Genomic DNA, 13,567 nt, shown 5'->3' on the forward strand with positions numbered 1-13,567 from the left:
CACTGCGCCACGCTGCAGGGCCGGTCCTTCACACCACCAGGCAGCCCTGCCGGTCCGACAGGCCGATGGTGGCCTGCATGCCCGCCGTGAACTGCAGGTAGTCGGCCTCCATGCCGTCCGAGAAGATGACGCCATGGTCGGGCATGCGCGAGCGCAGGGTCAGCGGCTGGCCGGCGGTGACCTGGCCGTAGACCAGCTCGGCCGTGGAGGAGCGGCTGGGAAAGGGCTCGCGCACGGCGAAGTCCAGGCGTGGTGCATCCCAGGCGAAGGGCTGGTAGTCGAAGTCGGTGGACGCGCCGCGCACGGCGCGGGCAATGCCCATCGATCCCGTGACGATGCTCTTGATCCATGCAGACGAGCCCAGCCCCGTGGCGACGATGAGACCGGAGGACGACTGGGATTCGCGCCGCTCGCCCAGCGTGATGTCGTACAGGGCCGAGGTATGGCTGCGCGGGCCGATGAACAGGTCGTTGGCGGCGCGCAGCACCTGGCCGTCGCTCAGGCGCGCTTCGGCCAGGGTGACGGCGCGCGTGGGGCGGCGGTTGGCGGCCACGTCGCCCAGCAGGGCGGCCAGGTCGGCGGGGGCGAAGGGCAGCAGCAGGCCGTCCCAGCGCGCGGGCTCGGGGTTGACGCCGATGAGCGGCTGGCCGTCCAGGTATTTCATGGTGTTGGCCACCATGCCGTCCTGGCCCAGCGCCACCACGATGTCGTCGGCGCCGAAGACGAAGTTGGGCACCAGGGCGCGGTCCACGATCTGGTAGCGGCCGCGCGCCTCCAGCGCCTGCACCACGGCCTGCAGGGCGGTGGCGTAGGCGGCGCTTTCGCGCAGGTAGTCGCCGAAGTCGGCACCCAGGTGCTCGATGTAGAAGCGCGCCTGGGACAGCGTGTGGTACCTGGCCACCAGCTCATCGAGCCGCGTGCGCCGCACCACCAGCACGGTCTTGCGTTCATTGGCGTTCACGGCGGCTCCTTGCGGGTTCGGGATCGGGTACGGCGGCTGCATGGCCTGCACCGGCGCCCATGAGCGACTGCAGCAGCTCGGGCGAGACATTGAGCTGGCCGATGCGCTCGGCCTTCTCGGCAATGCCGCCAAAGGCCTGGGCGATGAGCTGGCCCGGCTGCATGCCCACGGCGGCCAGCGATTGCACGATGCGCGGGTCGGCCTTTTCCAGGGCCTGCATGACGGCGCCCACGCGGTAGGCCTCGGCCTCGGCCAGGGTGCGGCTGTTGGCGGCCTGGCCTTCGACGAAGTCGCGGCGGCTGGTCTCCAGCGCCACGTCGGCAGACATCTGTTCGGCGCGCAGCTCGTTTTCCTTGCGCATCTGGGCGGCCTTGGCTTCCAGCTGGGCCTCGCGGATCTGGCGCTTTTTCTTTTCCACCGCCACGTCGGTATCGAGCTCGTTCTGGCGGATGGCGCGCTCGTTTTCCACGGCAGCCATGCGGCGGGCATAAACGGCGTCGTCCGCGGCCTTGAGGTTGGACTCGCGCGCCTCGGCTTCCAGGGCGCGGGCGATGTCGGGCGTGGGTTTGACGGCCATGACCGAGACGCCCAGGATCTCCAGCCCCAGTGCCTCGATCTCGGGCTGGGCGGCCAGCTCCTGCTGGGCCGTGCGCGCAATGAGCGCCGAGGAGCGCAGCGCCTGCTTGAGGTCCAGCGCCTGCACGGCCTGCTGGATGATGACCTCGGCCTGCATGGTCACGCGGTCGCCCAGGCGCTGCGGGTCTTCGGACATGTATTTCTGGCCGTCGCGCGCCAGGGAGAAGTCCATCAGCGTGGCGGTCTGGCGCGGTGTGCTGATGCGGTAGGTGACCTGGCCCTGCACGGTGACGCTCTGGAAGTCGGCCGTCACCAGCTCCAGCATGAAGTGGCAGTCCTGGCTGCCCACGGGCACGGCGACCAGGGTGGTGGTGGGCGCGTAGTAGAAGAAGGACTGGCCCGCACCCTCGCGCACCACCTTGCCGGCGCGGAACTGCATGAGGTGGACCGTGGGTTGGGACTTGATGAAACGGATGCCGAACATGGTGCTTCTCCTTTAAGTTGCTCTGTGCAACTTATATGGGTTGCATAGTGCAACTTAAAATTCGGCACGTCAAGCACAATCCATCCCATGGCTGAAAAAAATTCCCCATCCCCGCAGGGCGCGCTGGACTTCCCGCGCCCGTTCACCACGGTGGACGTGGTCATCTTCACGGTGGCAGACGATGCCCTGCAGGTGCTGCTGGTGCAGCGCCCCACGGCGGGCAGCGAGCCCTTTCCGGGGCTGTGGGCGCTGCCCGGCGGCTTTGTGGATGTGCGCCAGGACGCGGACCTGCTGGCCTGCGCTCGGCGCAAGCTGCTGGACAAGACGGGCGTGGACAGCCCCTACCTGGAGCAGCTGGGAAGCTGGGGCGGCGCGGCGCGCGACCCGCGTGGCTGGTCGGCCACGCATGTGTATTTCGCGCTGATCCCGGGGCACGACCTGATCCTGGCCAAGGGCGCGAATGCGGCCGATGTGTCGTGGTTTGCCGTCGATGAACTACTGCGCGCGCCTGCGCTGGCCTTCGACCACGGCGAGATCCTGCGCGCAGCGGTGGAGCGGCTGCGGGGCAAGGTGGAATACACCTCGCTGCCGGCCTTTCTGCTGCCCGAGCCTTTCACGCTGCCGCAGCTGCAGCAGGCCTACGAAGTGGTGCTGGGCCGCCCCGTGGACAAGAGCGGTTTTCGCACGCGCATGATGGCGGCCGGCTTTCTGGTGGAGGCCGGCCAGGTGGAGGGCACGTCACGCCGCCCCGCCATGGGCTACCGCCTGGCCGACCGCAGCGCGCCCGTGGTGTTTCCGCGCACCTTCAGCCCGCGGGGGTGAGGGCGGCCTTCGATCAGGACCAGGATCAGGCGCCAAGCAGGCTGCAAAAGCGCTGCATGTCCACATTGCCGCCGCTGAGGATGATGCCCACGCGCTGGCCGCGCAGCTCTTCGCTTTTCTGGCGCGCGGCGGCCAGGCCCAGGCAGCCGGTGGGCTCGACCACGAGCTTCATGCGCGTGGCCAGGAAGCCCATGGCGTCGACCAGCTCGGCATCGCTGGCGGTGAGGATGTCGGTCACGTCGCGCTGGATGATGGGGAAGGTGATGCCGCCCAGGTGCTGGGTCTGGGCGCCGTCGGCAATGGTCTTGGGCGTTTCGATGTGGACGATGCGGCCCGCGCGCAGCGACTGCTGGCCGTCGTTGCCGGCCTCTGGTTCCACGCCGTAGAGCGCGCACTCGGGGCTGAGCGCGCGTGTGGACAGCGCGGTGCCTGACAGCAGGCCGCCGCCGCCCAGCGGCACGAAGAGGGCGTCCAGCGGGCCGGTTTCCTCGAACAGTTCCTTGGCGGCCGTGCCCTGGCCGGCCAGCACGTCGGCATGGTCGTAGGGCGGGATCAGGGTCAGGCCGTGGCGCTCGGCCAGGTCGCGGCCGATCTGCTCGCGGTCTTCGGTATAGCGGTCGTAGACCACCACCTGGCCGCCATAGCCCTTGGTGGCCGCCACCTTGGCGGCGGGCGCGTCATGCGGCATGACGATGGTGGCGGGGATCTCCAGCAGCCGCGCTGCCAGGGCGATGGCCTGGGCGTGGTTGCCCGAGGAAAACGCCACCACGCCGGCCTTGCGCTGGGTGGGGCTGAAGCGCGACAGCGCATTGAACGCGCCGCGGAACTTGAAGGCGCCCATGCGCTGCAGGTTCTCGCACTTGAGGAAGACGCGGGCGCCCAGCGCATCGTCCAGCGTGCGCGAGGTGAGCACGGGCGTGCGGTGGGCATGGCCCTGGATGCGTTGGGCCGCTGCGGCCACGTCGTCGTAGGTGGGAAGGCTTGTCATCGGTACGGGAGAGAAGGGGTTGCAGATCGGCGGGGTGCCGGGAGCTATTTGGCGTAGCTGTAGACCGTGGCGCGCGACACGCCCAGGTGGGCGGCAATGGTCTCCATGGAGCGGCGCACATCGAGCAGGCCGGCGCCCTTGAGTTCGCGGACCAGGGCGCGGCGCTCCTCGGGCTTGAGGGCGCGCGGCGTGGTCGCCAGGCGGGCCGCGAACTGGTCGATGCGGGCACGCACCGTGTCGGCGCCTGCGCCAGCGCCCGTGGGGTCCAGCATTTCGCGCGCGGGGGTGTCGCCGCTGACGGCGGCAAAGCGGTTGAGCATGCCCTGGAAGCCCTGGAACATCGTCAGGTCCACATTCATGCACAGGGCGGCGATGTAGCGGCCCTCGGAGTCGCGGATGCCGATGGACGTGCTCTTGGCCTGGCGGCCATCGGCGAACTGGTTGGGGTAGTTGGCGATGACCTGCTCGTAGCCGGGGTCGAGGATGCGGGCCAGGCCCAGCTCCGTCGCGCCCTGGCCCACTTCGCGGCCCGACAGGTTGTTGTGGATGGCCAGCACCGCATGGGACGGGTCGAGCAGGTCATGCACCACCACCTCGCAGAACGGGGCAAAGGTCTGGCCCAGGCCTTCGGCGATCTGGGCCAGCTGGTCCAGAAGCTGGCGCTGTTCAGGGGTTCGTTGGGTCATATTGGACATTTTGTTTTGAATTGGACAAAATGTCAAAATCCAGACGACTTCTCTGCGCTTTCCACCATGTTCGACACCCTTGTAGACCTGTTGCAATCCCAGGGCGCGCGTTTTCGCGTGCTGGAACATCCGGCCGAAGGCCGCTCCGATTTAGTCGCCGAAATCCGGGGCACCGCCCCCGGCCAGGGCGCCAAGGCCATGCTCTGCAAGAGCCGCGACGCGGCCGGTGCGGGCGATCCCCAGCTGTTCCTGGCCGTGCTGCCCGGCGACCGCAAGCTGGATTTCAAGCGCCTGGCCCAGGCCGTGGGCGTGCGCAAGGCCACGCTGGCCTCGCCCGAGGAGGCCCAGGCCGCCACGGGCTGCGTGATGGGATCGGTGCCGCCGTTCTCCTTCAACCCGCAGGTGCGCCTGGTGGTGGACCCGGCCCTGGTCGAGCGCTTTGGCGAGATCGCCTTCAACGCGGGCCGGCTGGACCGCTCCATCGTGCTGGACTCGGCCGACTATGTGCGAATTGCCCGGCCCGCGCTGCACAGCCTGAGCGGGGAGGGCGCCGATTGACCATGGATTGACCCTGGCGCGGGGCTGCGCCCACAATCGTCGGCAACGTCCACATCTCCTTGCCTGACCATGTCCACCCCTGCGAAGCAGCACCCTGACCGGCCCGATGCGGCCGGCTTTGTGCGTGCGGCGCTGGCTGCTGCCCTGGCCCAGGTGCAGTCGCATCTGGCGGTTTTGGAGGGCGGTGGCAGCGATGCCGAGACCATCCACCAGCTGCGCGTGGCCCTGCGGCGCCTGCGCACCGTGCTGCGTGAGTGCACAGGGCTGGCGCCCGGCATGCGCGCCGAATGGGATGACCCCCTGGCCCAGGCATTTGCGCAACTGGGCACGCTGCGCGATGCCGATACGCTGGCCGATGTGGTGCGCCCGCTGCTGCAGGCAGCCCATGCGCCCCTGTGCAAGTGGCAGGCGCCGCAGGCCGTGCAGGCGGATGCAGCCGCTGCCGTGCGCGAGCCGCCGTTCCAGCACGCGCTGGCCGGTATCCAGGCGCTGGCGCAGGCGCCGCAGGCAGAGCCATCGGCCCGTTTTGCCCACCTGTCCGCCGCAGGCACGCGCAAGTACCTGGCACGGCGGCTGGCGCGCCTGCACCGCCAGGTGCTGCGCGATGGCCTGCACTTCGACCGCCTGCCGCTGGCGCAGCAGCACCGTGTGCGCAAGCGGCTCAAGCGCCTGCGCTACCTGGCGGACTTTGCCCGGGAATTCGCGCCCGGAATGTGGCCCGGCAAAAAGGGCCGGCGCTTTGCCGAGGCGCTGGTGCCCGCCCAGGACGCGCTGGGCCTGCACAACGACATGGCCGTGGCGGCCGCGCATTTCCATGCCGAAGCCGCGCGCGACCCGCGCGCCTGGTTCGCGGCCGGCTACCTGCAGGCCCGCCTGGCCAGCAGCGCGCGCAGCAGCCGCCGCGCGCTGCGGGCGCTGGCCCGGGTGCCGGGCTTCTGGGCTGGGCGATAATCCGCCGCTGGCGCACCGCCGCAGCCCCTGGGCCGTGGCGGTGCGCTGTTGCTGAAGGTGCCCCATGCCGTTCACCGGCCAGGGGTTCAACGGGAAGCAGGTGCGCGATGCCATCGAGGTGGCCGCTCGCAATGCCTGCGCTGCCCCCGCAACGGTCAGCGGAATACAACTCCCCACGCTGGCGCGCCACCCACCGGTTGCGCGCCGCAAGCCACTGTGTCTGGACGGACATGGGAAGGCGGGGATGCCTGCTGCAGCGCGCCCACGATGCGCGCCGCAGCGTTCCGCAAGCCCGGATACCGGCCTTCTGCACTGCTTTCGGACGCCGCGGGAGTGCGCCTGTCCGGTCCGGCCCCAGCCTGCGCTGCCGTGGCCGGCTCCGGCGTGCGCGCTGTGCGGCGTGGTTCAGACGATAGGCCCCGCGGGTGAGTGGGGCAGTTGGGTTCAACGCATGCGCTTCGCTTCTTCGGCCGCCGATTCCTCCGGCCTTCTCTCTGTTCTCCCTCTTGTCTCCAGACTGCGGCCTGCAGCGGCTGCCGTCCTGCTGGCCAGCTGCGCTGCAGCGGCCGGCGCCGCGCAGGAGCCGGCTTCCGGGCGATCCACGGACTCCGCCGACGATGCGCTGGACGCCGTCTTCGTGACCGCCACCGCGCGGCCCGAGGCGCGCAGCCGCATCGCGGGCACCACGCAGACCATCGACCGCGAGGCCATAGAGCGCTCCAGCGCGCGCTCGGTCACCGACCTGCTGGCCGAGAACGCCGTGGGCTTTCTCAGCGAATGGACGGCGGCCCAGACCTCGATGAACCTGCGCGGCGCCTCCACCGACGGCCAGGGGCGCGACTTCCGCAGCCAGGTGCTGGTGCTGGTCAACGGCCGGCGCGCGGGCACGGCCAACCTGTCCAAGCTCAGCCCCTCGGATGTGGAGCGCATCGAGATCGTGCGCGGCCCGTCCTCGGTGATCTACGGCAGCCAGGCCATGGGCGGGGTGGTCAACATCATCATGAAGACGGGGGCTACGGCGCCCGGCACGCGTGCCCAGGTCCAGGCCGGTTCATGGGACCTGTGGCGCACCGATGCGCAGACGGCCGGCGCCAATGACCGCTTCGACTGGTACTTCGGCGTGAGCGCAGGCGGGCGCGGCGACTACGAGTCGGGCGACGGCGGCACGCGCATGGAGAACACGGGCTGGAAGCGGCGCGGCGCCAGCGGCGCCCTGGGCTGGCAGCTGCACGAGCTGCACCGCGTGGAGCTGCAGCTGCGCACGGACGGCATCTACAACGCGGGCTTTCGCGGATCGGGCGCCAACATCTACAGCCGCGACAACCGCAGCAACCGCTCGCTGGACCTGACCTACGAGGGCGCGCTGCCCGGCCAGCGCCTGAGCTGGACGATCCACCTCTACAGCCTGGTCGATACCGATGAGTTCAACTGGGCATCGCCCGTGATCCGCTCGGGCAACAGTGCGGTGCCCGGCACGGCGCGCGACTACAACCACCGTCAGCTGGACGCCACGGGCCTGCGCTTTCAGCCGCGCCTGCGTGTCAGCCAGACCAATGACCTGCTGATGGGCTTTGACTGGGAGCGCAGCAAGCTGCGCTCCGACCGTCTGCGCGTGGCCATGCCCGGCGGCCCGGCGGGCCAGGTTGCGCCCTACGACAACAACCAGACCGAGCAGGTGCACGCGCTGTACTTCGAGGACGCGCAGACCCTGTTCGACGACCGCCTGACCCTGCGTGCCGGCCTGCGCAAGACCTGGGGCACGACGCGTTTCGACGATACGCCCAACCTCGCCCTTGCCCAGGCCAGCACGCGCGACTACGACAACCACACCTGGTCGGCCGGCGCCACCTGGAAGGCCACGGACCGGCTCACGCTGCGCGCTGCGGCCTCCACGGGTTTCCGCGCGCCCACGGCCACGGAGCTGGCCTCGGACTTCACGGCCGTCGGCGGTGGCCGCACCTTCGGCAACCCCAACCTCAAGCCCGAGACCAGCCGCCAGATCGAGGTCGGCGCCGCGCTGCAGCAGCCCGGCTGGCGCGTGGATGCGGCCCTGTTCCAGAACACCATCATCGACCGCATCATCACCGTCTCGCGCGGGGCCACGACCAACACCTCGGACTACGCCAACAACGCGGCCGACATCGTGGCGCGCGGCCTGGAAATGCAGGCCGACATGGACCTGGCGCGGGCGCTGAACCTGACGGGCCACCAGCTCAAGGCCTGGGCTGGCGGCTACTACCACTTCAGCATGCGGGACAAGGGATCGCCAGCGTCGGCCAATACCGACAAGGTGCAGCGCATGTACCGCTACGAGGCCTCGGCCGGCGTGCGCTACGGCCAGGGCAGCGGGCGCCTGCAGGGCGACTGGAGCCTGCAGCTGTCCACGCTGCTTCGCGGTCCCATGTGGTACGACACGGAAGAGGCGCTGCTCATCCCGCAGGGCGAGCCCAGCAGCACCTTCATCCACCGCAAGGGCGCCTTCACCATCTGGAACCTGCGGGCCGACTATCGCGTGTCACGCGGCGTCAAGCTGTTCGCAGCCGTCAACAACCTGTTCGACCTGAACCGCCATCCCATCTTCATCGCGCTGGACCGCGCGCCCTGCATCGCCAACCCGGCGTACCAGAACGGCGGCTGCGGAACGTCGATGGCCGGGCGCGAACTCATGGTCGGCCTGCAAGCAGAGTTTTGAGGACCATGGCATGAGGCAATCCAGCACCACGCGCCGCCAGTTGCTGCGCCAGGGCGCGGCGGCGGCCCTGGGCTGCGGCCTGCCCGCGGCCTGGGCCGACACCGTCGCTGCAGGCGGGCCGGTGGTGCTGCAGGATGCGCTGGGCCGGCGCGTGGAGATTGCCGCGCCGCCGCAGCGCATCGTCTCCATCTTTGCCTCCAATACCGAGCTGGTGGCCGCGCTGGGCCTGCTGGACCGCGTGGTGGGCGTGGAGGATTTCACGCGCTTTCCACCGGGCGTGGAGCGCATTCCCAAGGTGGGCGGGCGGCTGGGGTTCTCGGTGGACGCCGTGGTGGCGCGCCAGCCGGACCTGGTCATCGTCACGCCCGCGCGCCAGGCGGCGCACCAGCTGGTCGATCCCATGGAGCGCATCGGCGTGCCGGTGATGGTGCTGCTCAGCCGCTCGCTGGCCGAGGTGATGGACAACCTGCGCCTGGTGGCCCGCGCCACGGGCGTGCAGGCGCGCGGCCAGGCGCTGGCCACGGCGCAGGAAGCGCGGCTGCTGCGCGTGGACCGGCAGGTGGCCGGCCAGCCCCGGCCGCGCGCGCTCATGGTCACGGGCCGGCTGGGCAACGGCATGCTGCTGGCGGCCCGGCCTGGCACCTATACCGGCGAGGCCATGGTGCGCGCGGGCGCCGCGTTCGCGCTGGACGGCCTGGGCACCGTGCCCCAGGTCTCGCCTGAGGCGGTGCTGGCGGCCGACCCCGACGTGCTGCTGTTCGCAGGCACCCAGGAGGCCATGCAGGACCTGATCGGCCAGCGCGGCTGGCGCGACCTGCGTGCCGTGCGCGGCGGCCGGGCCACCACGGTGGCGCGTGCCGAGTTCCTGATTCCCGGGCCGCGCACCTTTGGCGGCGTGGAAAAACTCTCGCGCTGGCTGCACCCTGCGGCCTGGGCCGGGGAGGCCGCATGAATTCCCTTTCACGGACACCCGCGTGGCGCCCCTGGGCCGGTGCGGTCCTGCTGCTGCTGGCCAGCTTGCTGATTGCCGCCTGCGCGGGCCACCAGTGGGCCAGCCCGGCCGACCTGCTGGCCGCGCTGGGCGGCGAAGACAGCCTGCGCAGCCGGCTGCTGCTGCAGTGGCGCGTGCCGCGCGTGCTGGCAGCCGCCCTGGTGGGCGCGCTGCTGGGCCTGTCGGGCGCCATCTTCCAGGGCGTGTTCCGCAATCCGCTGGCCGAGCCCTATCTGCTGGGCGCCTTGGGCGGCGCGGCGCTGGGGGCGACTGTCGCCCTGCTGGTTCCCATGCATCTATTGTTCGGCCTGCCCCAGGCATGGACGCTGCCCGTGCTGGCCTTTGCGGGCGCCTGGGGCTCGACCGTGCTGGTGCTGGCCGTCTCGCGCGTGGCCGGTGCCACCGATGCGGCCGGCATGCTGCTGGCCGGCGTGGCGCTGGCGGCCGTGCTGGGCGCGCTGCGCTCGTTCCTGATGCTGGCGCTGTCCGATGAAACCGTGAGCCTGCAGGTGGTGCTCAGCTGGGTGCTGGGCGGCATACAGACGCCGTCCTGGAGCGGGCTGGGTCTGCTGGCGGGCGCCTCCCTGGCTTGCCTGGCCGGGGCCATGGCGCTGGCGCGCGGGCTCGACCTGCTGGGCCTGGGTGCCGATGCGGCCCAGGGCTTCGGCCTGGATGTGGCGCGCTTCACGCCGCTGGCCGTGCTGGCCGGCTCGCTGGTGGTGGCCGTGGCCGTGGCCTATGGCGGGCTGGTGGCCTTCGTGGGCCTGGCTGCGCCGCACATCGCGCGCTGGATGGCGGGACCGCTGCACCGCGCGGCCCTGCCGGCGTCGGCGCTCACGGGCGCCATCATCGTCACGTTGGCCGATGCGATTGCGCGCAGCGTGCTACCGCCGGCCGAGATCCCGCTGGGCCTGGTCACGGCTGTGGCCGGCGGGCCCTTCTTCATCGTGCTGCTCGCGCGCAGGCTGAGGTCCGCATGAACGGTGCCATCCCTTGCGCCCCACCGCGCCTGCAGGCCCGGTCCCTCACGCTGCGCCACCGTGGCCGCAGCGTGCTGGACGCCGTCTCGCTGCAGCTGCCCGCCTGCGGCGCCGTGGCCCTGGTGGGACCCAATGGCGCGGGCAAGTCCAGCCTGCTGTCCCTGCTGGCGGGGCTGCAGGCGCCTGCATCCGGCAGTGTGCTGCTGGACGGGCGAGACATTGCAACCCTGCCCGTGGCCGAGCGCGCACGCCGCGTGGGCTACATGCCGCAGCGCTTTGCGCCGCACTGGGACCTGACGCTGGCCGAGCTCATGCACATGCGGCTGGCGGGCCGGGGTGATGTCGAGGCGGCCATTGCAGGCGCCGGGCTGCAGGGTTTCACGCGCAGGCGCTGGTCCACGCTGTCCGGCGGCGAGCAGGCGCGTGCCCTGCTGGCCACCGTGCTGGCCACCGACCCGCCCGTGCTGCTGGCCGACGAGCCCGGCGCCGCGCTGGACGTGCGCCACCGCCTGGCCCTGGTGCAGGCGCTGGCGCAGCGCGGGCGCGAGCGGCTGGTGCTGGTGGTCATGCATGACCTGGACCTGGCGCTGGCGCACTTCGGGCGCGTCATCGTGCTGGACCAGGGGCGCATTGCGCTCGATGGAGCCCCTGCCGAGCTGCTGCATGCGCCGGGGCTGGATGCCGTCTTCGGCGTGGATTTCGAGCGCATCGACGCACCCCCGCAAACCTTGCTGCGCGCGCGGCTGAAACAGGAGAACTGAACCCATGCGCATCGATCTGGCCGGCTGGACGCGCGACGCCACGCGCGGCGGGCACCGTGAATTCCTGGCGCTGTTCGAGCGCGCCGAGCGCCTGGGTTTCGAGGGCGTGTGGTTCAACGAATTCCGCGTGCCCGATACCGCCTGGCCCTATCCCTCGCCCCTGCTGCTGGCCGCCGCCGTGCTGGCGCGCACCGAGCGGCTGCGCGTGGGAACCTCGGTGCTGGTGCTGCCGCTGCACCATCCGCTGATGCTGGCCGAGGAGATTGCCCAGCTGGACCTGCAAAGCGCCGGCCGCATCGACGTGGGCGTGGGCAGGGGCACGGAGCCGGCCGCGCTGCGCGCCCTGCAGATCGATGCGGACAGCACGCGCGAGCGCTTCGAGCAGTCCTGCCGCATCCTGGTGGAGGCGCTGTCCGGCAAGCCCATCGTGGCGGGGCAGGGGCCGTGGCGCTTCGAGGACCGGCCCGCCCTGCCTTCGACCGTGCAGCGCCCGCATCCTCCCTTGTATGTGGCCGGCTCCACGGCAGAGACCCTGGGCTTTGCCGTCAATCAGAATCTGCCCCTGCTGCTGAGCCTGGAGCCGCCCGAAGGCATGCAGCTGGAGCGCCTGGAGGCCGCTGCCCGGGAGCGCGGGCGCGATGCCGCCGCGCTGCGCGCGCGTTCATCGCTGGCGCGCTATGTCTGCATCGGTGCTGATGAGGCCGCCGTGCAGGCCCAGCTGGCCACGCTGTGGCCGCAGCTGTACCAGCGGCGCGTGTACTTTGCGGGCAAGCGCGGCGTGCCGGCCGACCAGGTGCTGCCCATCGATGTGCCGCGCGTGCTGGCCGAGCAATTCATCCATGGCACGCCCGAACAGTGCCATGCGCAGATCACCGCATTGCGCGAGCGCACGGGCATTGGCCAGCTGCGCTGCGTCTTCAACTCCAACGGCCTGTGGAGCGATGCCCAGGCCCTCGCCGGCATGGAACTGTTTGCGCAGGAGGTTCTCCCTTCATTGCGCAGCGCCGTGCCTTTCGCCACCGTCTGACTTCCTCTTTTTTCTGGAGAACCTTCCATGCAAACCGCCAAGATTCCCGCCACCATCGTCACCGGCTTCCTGGGCAGCGGCAAGACCACGCTGCTGCGCCACATCCTTGACAACGCGGGCGGCCGGCGCATCGCTGTCATCGTCAACGAGTTCGGCGAGCTGGGCATCGACGGCGAGATCCTCAAGGGCTGCGGCATCGGCTGCGACGATGACGGCAACGAGCGCGAAGGCGCGCTGTACGAGCTGGCCAACGGCTGCATGTGCTGCACGGTGCAGGAAGAGTTCTTCCCCGTGATGCGCGCGCTGGCCGAGCGCCGCGACCAGATCGACGCCGTGATCATCGAGACCTCGGGCCTGGCCCTGCCCAAGCCCCTGGTCCAGGCCTTCCAGTGGCCCGAGATCGCCAACGTGTTCACCGTGGACGCGGTGGTCACCGTGGTGGACACGCCGGCGGCCGCCAGCGGCCAGTTCGCCGCCAATCCCCAGGCCGTGGACGAGCTGCGCCGCGCCGACCCCAACCTGGACCATGAATCGCCGCTGCACGAACTGTTCGAGGACCAGCTGGGCGCGGCCGACCTGGTGGTGCTCAACAAGACCGACCTGGCCGATGCCGATGCCCTGGCCCGCGTGACCGCCCTGGTGCGCGAGGAGCTGCCGCCCGAGGTCAAGATCGTGCAATCGTCCCAGGGCCGCCTGCCGCTGGACGTGGTGCTGGGCCTGGCCAAGGCGGCCGAGACCACCATCGACCAGCGCGTGAGCCACCATGACCACGACGAGGACCATGACCACGACGACTTCGACTCCTACGTGATCGACCTGCCCGCCGTGGACCGCGACCGCCTGCTGGCCGCGCTGGAGACGCTGGTGGAGCAGCACAGCATCCTGCGCGTCAAGGGCTTTGCCGAGATCCCGGGCAAGCCCATGCGCTGGCTGCTGCAGGGCGTGGGCCGCCGCTTCGACCACCATTTCGACCGCGCCTGGCGCGAGGGCGAGGCACGCGGCACGCGCCTGGTGTTCATCGGGCAAGACCTTGACGAAGCAGCGCTGCGCAAGGGCCTGGAGAATGTGGCCGCCTGACCTTCCGATTCCG

13 protein-coding genes and 1 riboswitch are annotated in these 13,567 nt (G+C 70.6%); of the genes, 9 read left to right on the top strand and 4 right to left on the bottom strand.

What is annotated here, in order from left to right; translation table 11 throughout:
• Nucleotides 1-28: 28 nt before the first annotated feature.
• Together INR38_RS00725 and INR38_RS00730 are read right to left on the bottom strand one after the other, a co-directional pair.
• On the bottom strand, nucleotides 29-961 hold the full coding sequence (locus INR38_RS00725; protein WP_207441532.1) for a sugar kinase: 933 nt from the start codon (nucleotides 959-961) through the stop codon (nucleotides 29-31).
• On the bottom strand, nucleotides 948-2,021 hold the full coding sequence (locus INR38_RS00730) for an SPFH domain-containing protein (protein ID WP_043823884.1): 1,074 nt from the start codon (nucleotides 2,019-2,021) through the stop codon (nucleotides 948-950). The genes INR38_RS00725 and INR38_RS00730 overlap by 14 nt, the downstream gene beginning before the upstream one ends.
• A gap of 87 nt (nucleotides 2,022-2,108) precedes the next feature.
• Between INR38_RS00730 and INR38_RS00735 the strand changes: the two genes are divergently transcribed.
• Complete coding sequence (locus INR38_RS00735; protein ID WP_016448794.1) at nucleotides 2,109-2,843, top strand: NUDIX domain-containing protein; 735 nt, start codon at nucleotides 2,109-2,111, stop codon at nucleotides 2,841-2,843.
• Between the two features lie 25 nt (nucleotides 2,844-2,868).
• Here the strand turns inward: INR38_RS00735 and INR38_RS00740 are convergent, their stop codons facing one another.
• Nucleotides 2,869-3,831, bottom strand: coding sequence for a threo-3-hydroxy-L-aspartate ammonia-lyase (locus tag INR38_RS00740; RefSeq protein ID WP_207441533.1), 963 nt, complete (start codon nucleotides 3,829-3,831; stop codon nucleotides 2,869-2,871).
• A 44-nt stretch (nucleotides 3,832-3,875) separates the two neighbouring features.
• Nucleotides 3,876-4,517, bottom strand: a complete 642-nt coding sequence (locus INR38_RS00745) for a helix-turn-helix transcriptional regulator (RefSeq protein WP_013800599.1) — start codon at nucleotides 4,515-4,517, stop codon at nucleotides 3,876-3,878.
• A 66-nt stretch (nucleotides 4,518-4,583) separates the two neighbouring features.
• Here INR38_RS00745 and INR38_RS00750 point away from each other — a divergent pair, with 66 nt between their 5' ends.
• From INR38_RS00750 to cobW, 8 genes are all read left to right on the top strand, one after another.
• Nucleotides 4,584-5,075, top strand: coding sequence for a YbaK/prolyl-tRNA synthetase associated domain-containing protein (locus INR38_RS00750; protein WP_012207551.1), 492 nt, complete (start codon nucleotides 4,584-4,586; stop codon nucleotides 5,073-5,075).
• Nucleotides 5,076-5,144: 69 nt separating this feature from the next.
• The gene (locus INR38_RS00755) at nucleotides 5,145-6,026 is read left to right on the top strand and encodes a CHAD domain-containing protein (RefSeq protein WP_207441535.1); all 882 of its coding nucleotides are present in this window, start codon (nucleotides 5,145-5,147) and stop codon (nucleotides 6,024-6,026) included.
• A gap of 38 nt (nucleotides 6,027-6,064) precedes the next feature.
• A riboswitch (cobalamin riboswitch) is annotated at nucleotides 6,065-6,349 on the top strand.
• Nucleotides 6,350-6,477: 128 nt separating this feature from the next.
• Complete coding sequence (locus INR38_RS00760) at nucleotides 6,478-8,718, top strand: TonB-dependent receptor (RefSeq protein WP_207441537.1); 2,241 nt, start codon at nucleotides 6,478-6,480, stop codon at nucleotides 8,716-8,718.
• A 10-nt stretch (nucleotides 8,719-8,728) separates the two neighbouring features.
• Nucleotides 8,729-9,670: an ABC transporter substrate-binding protein gene (locus tag INR38_RS00765; RefSeq protein WP_199135911.1), complete on the top strand. Its 942-nt coding sequence runs from the start codon at nucleotides 8,729-8,731 to the stop codon at nucleotides 9,668-9,670.
• Complete coding sequence (locus INR38_RS00770) at nucleotides 9,667-10,689, top strand: iron ABC transporter permease (protein ID WP_207441540.1); 1,023 nt, start codon at nucleotides 9,667-9,669, stop codon at nucleotides 10,687-10,689. Before INR38_RS00765 ends, INR38_RS00770 begins: the two co-directional genes overlap by 4 nt.
• The gene (locus tag INR38_RS00775) at nucleotides 10,686-11,450 is read left to right on the top strand and encodes an ABC transporter ATP-binding protein (protein ID WP_207441542.1); all 765 of its coding nucleotides are present in this window, start codon (nucleotides 10,686-10,688) and stop codon (nucleotides 11,448-11,450) included. Before INR38_RS00770 ends, INR38_RS00775 begins: the two co-directional genes overlap by 4 nt.
• A 4-nt stretch (nucleotides 11,451-11,454) precedes the next feature.
• A complete protein-coding gene (locus INR38_RS00780) occupies nucleotides 11,455-12,477 on the top strand; it encodes an LLM class flavin-dependent oxidoreductase (protein WP_207441544.1) in 1,023 nt (340 codons plus the stop codon).
• 27 nt (nucleotides 12,478-12,504) lie between these two features.
• Entirely contained in the window at nucleotides 12,505-13,554 is a 1,050-nt protein-coding gene (cobW, locus tag INR38_RS00785) for a cobalamin biosynthesis protein CobW (RefSeq protein ID WP_207441546.1), read from the top strand.
• The last annotated feature ends 13 nt before the right edge of the window (nucleotides 13,555-13,567 follow it).

This window comes from Delftia sp. SD018 (assembly GCF_017355445.1).
Lineage (GTDB): Bacteria > Pseudomonadota > Gammaproteobacteria > Burkholderiales > Burkholderiaceae_C > Comamonas > Comamonas acidovorans.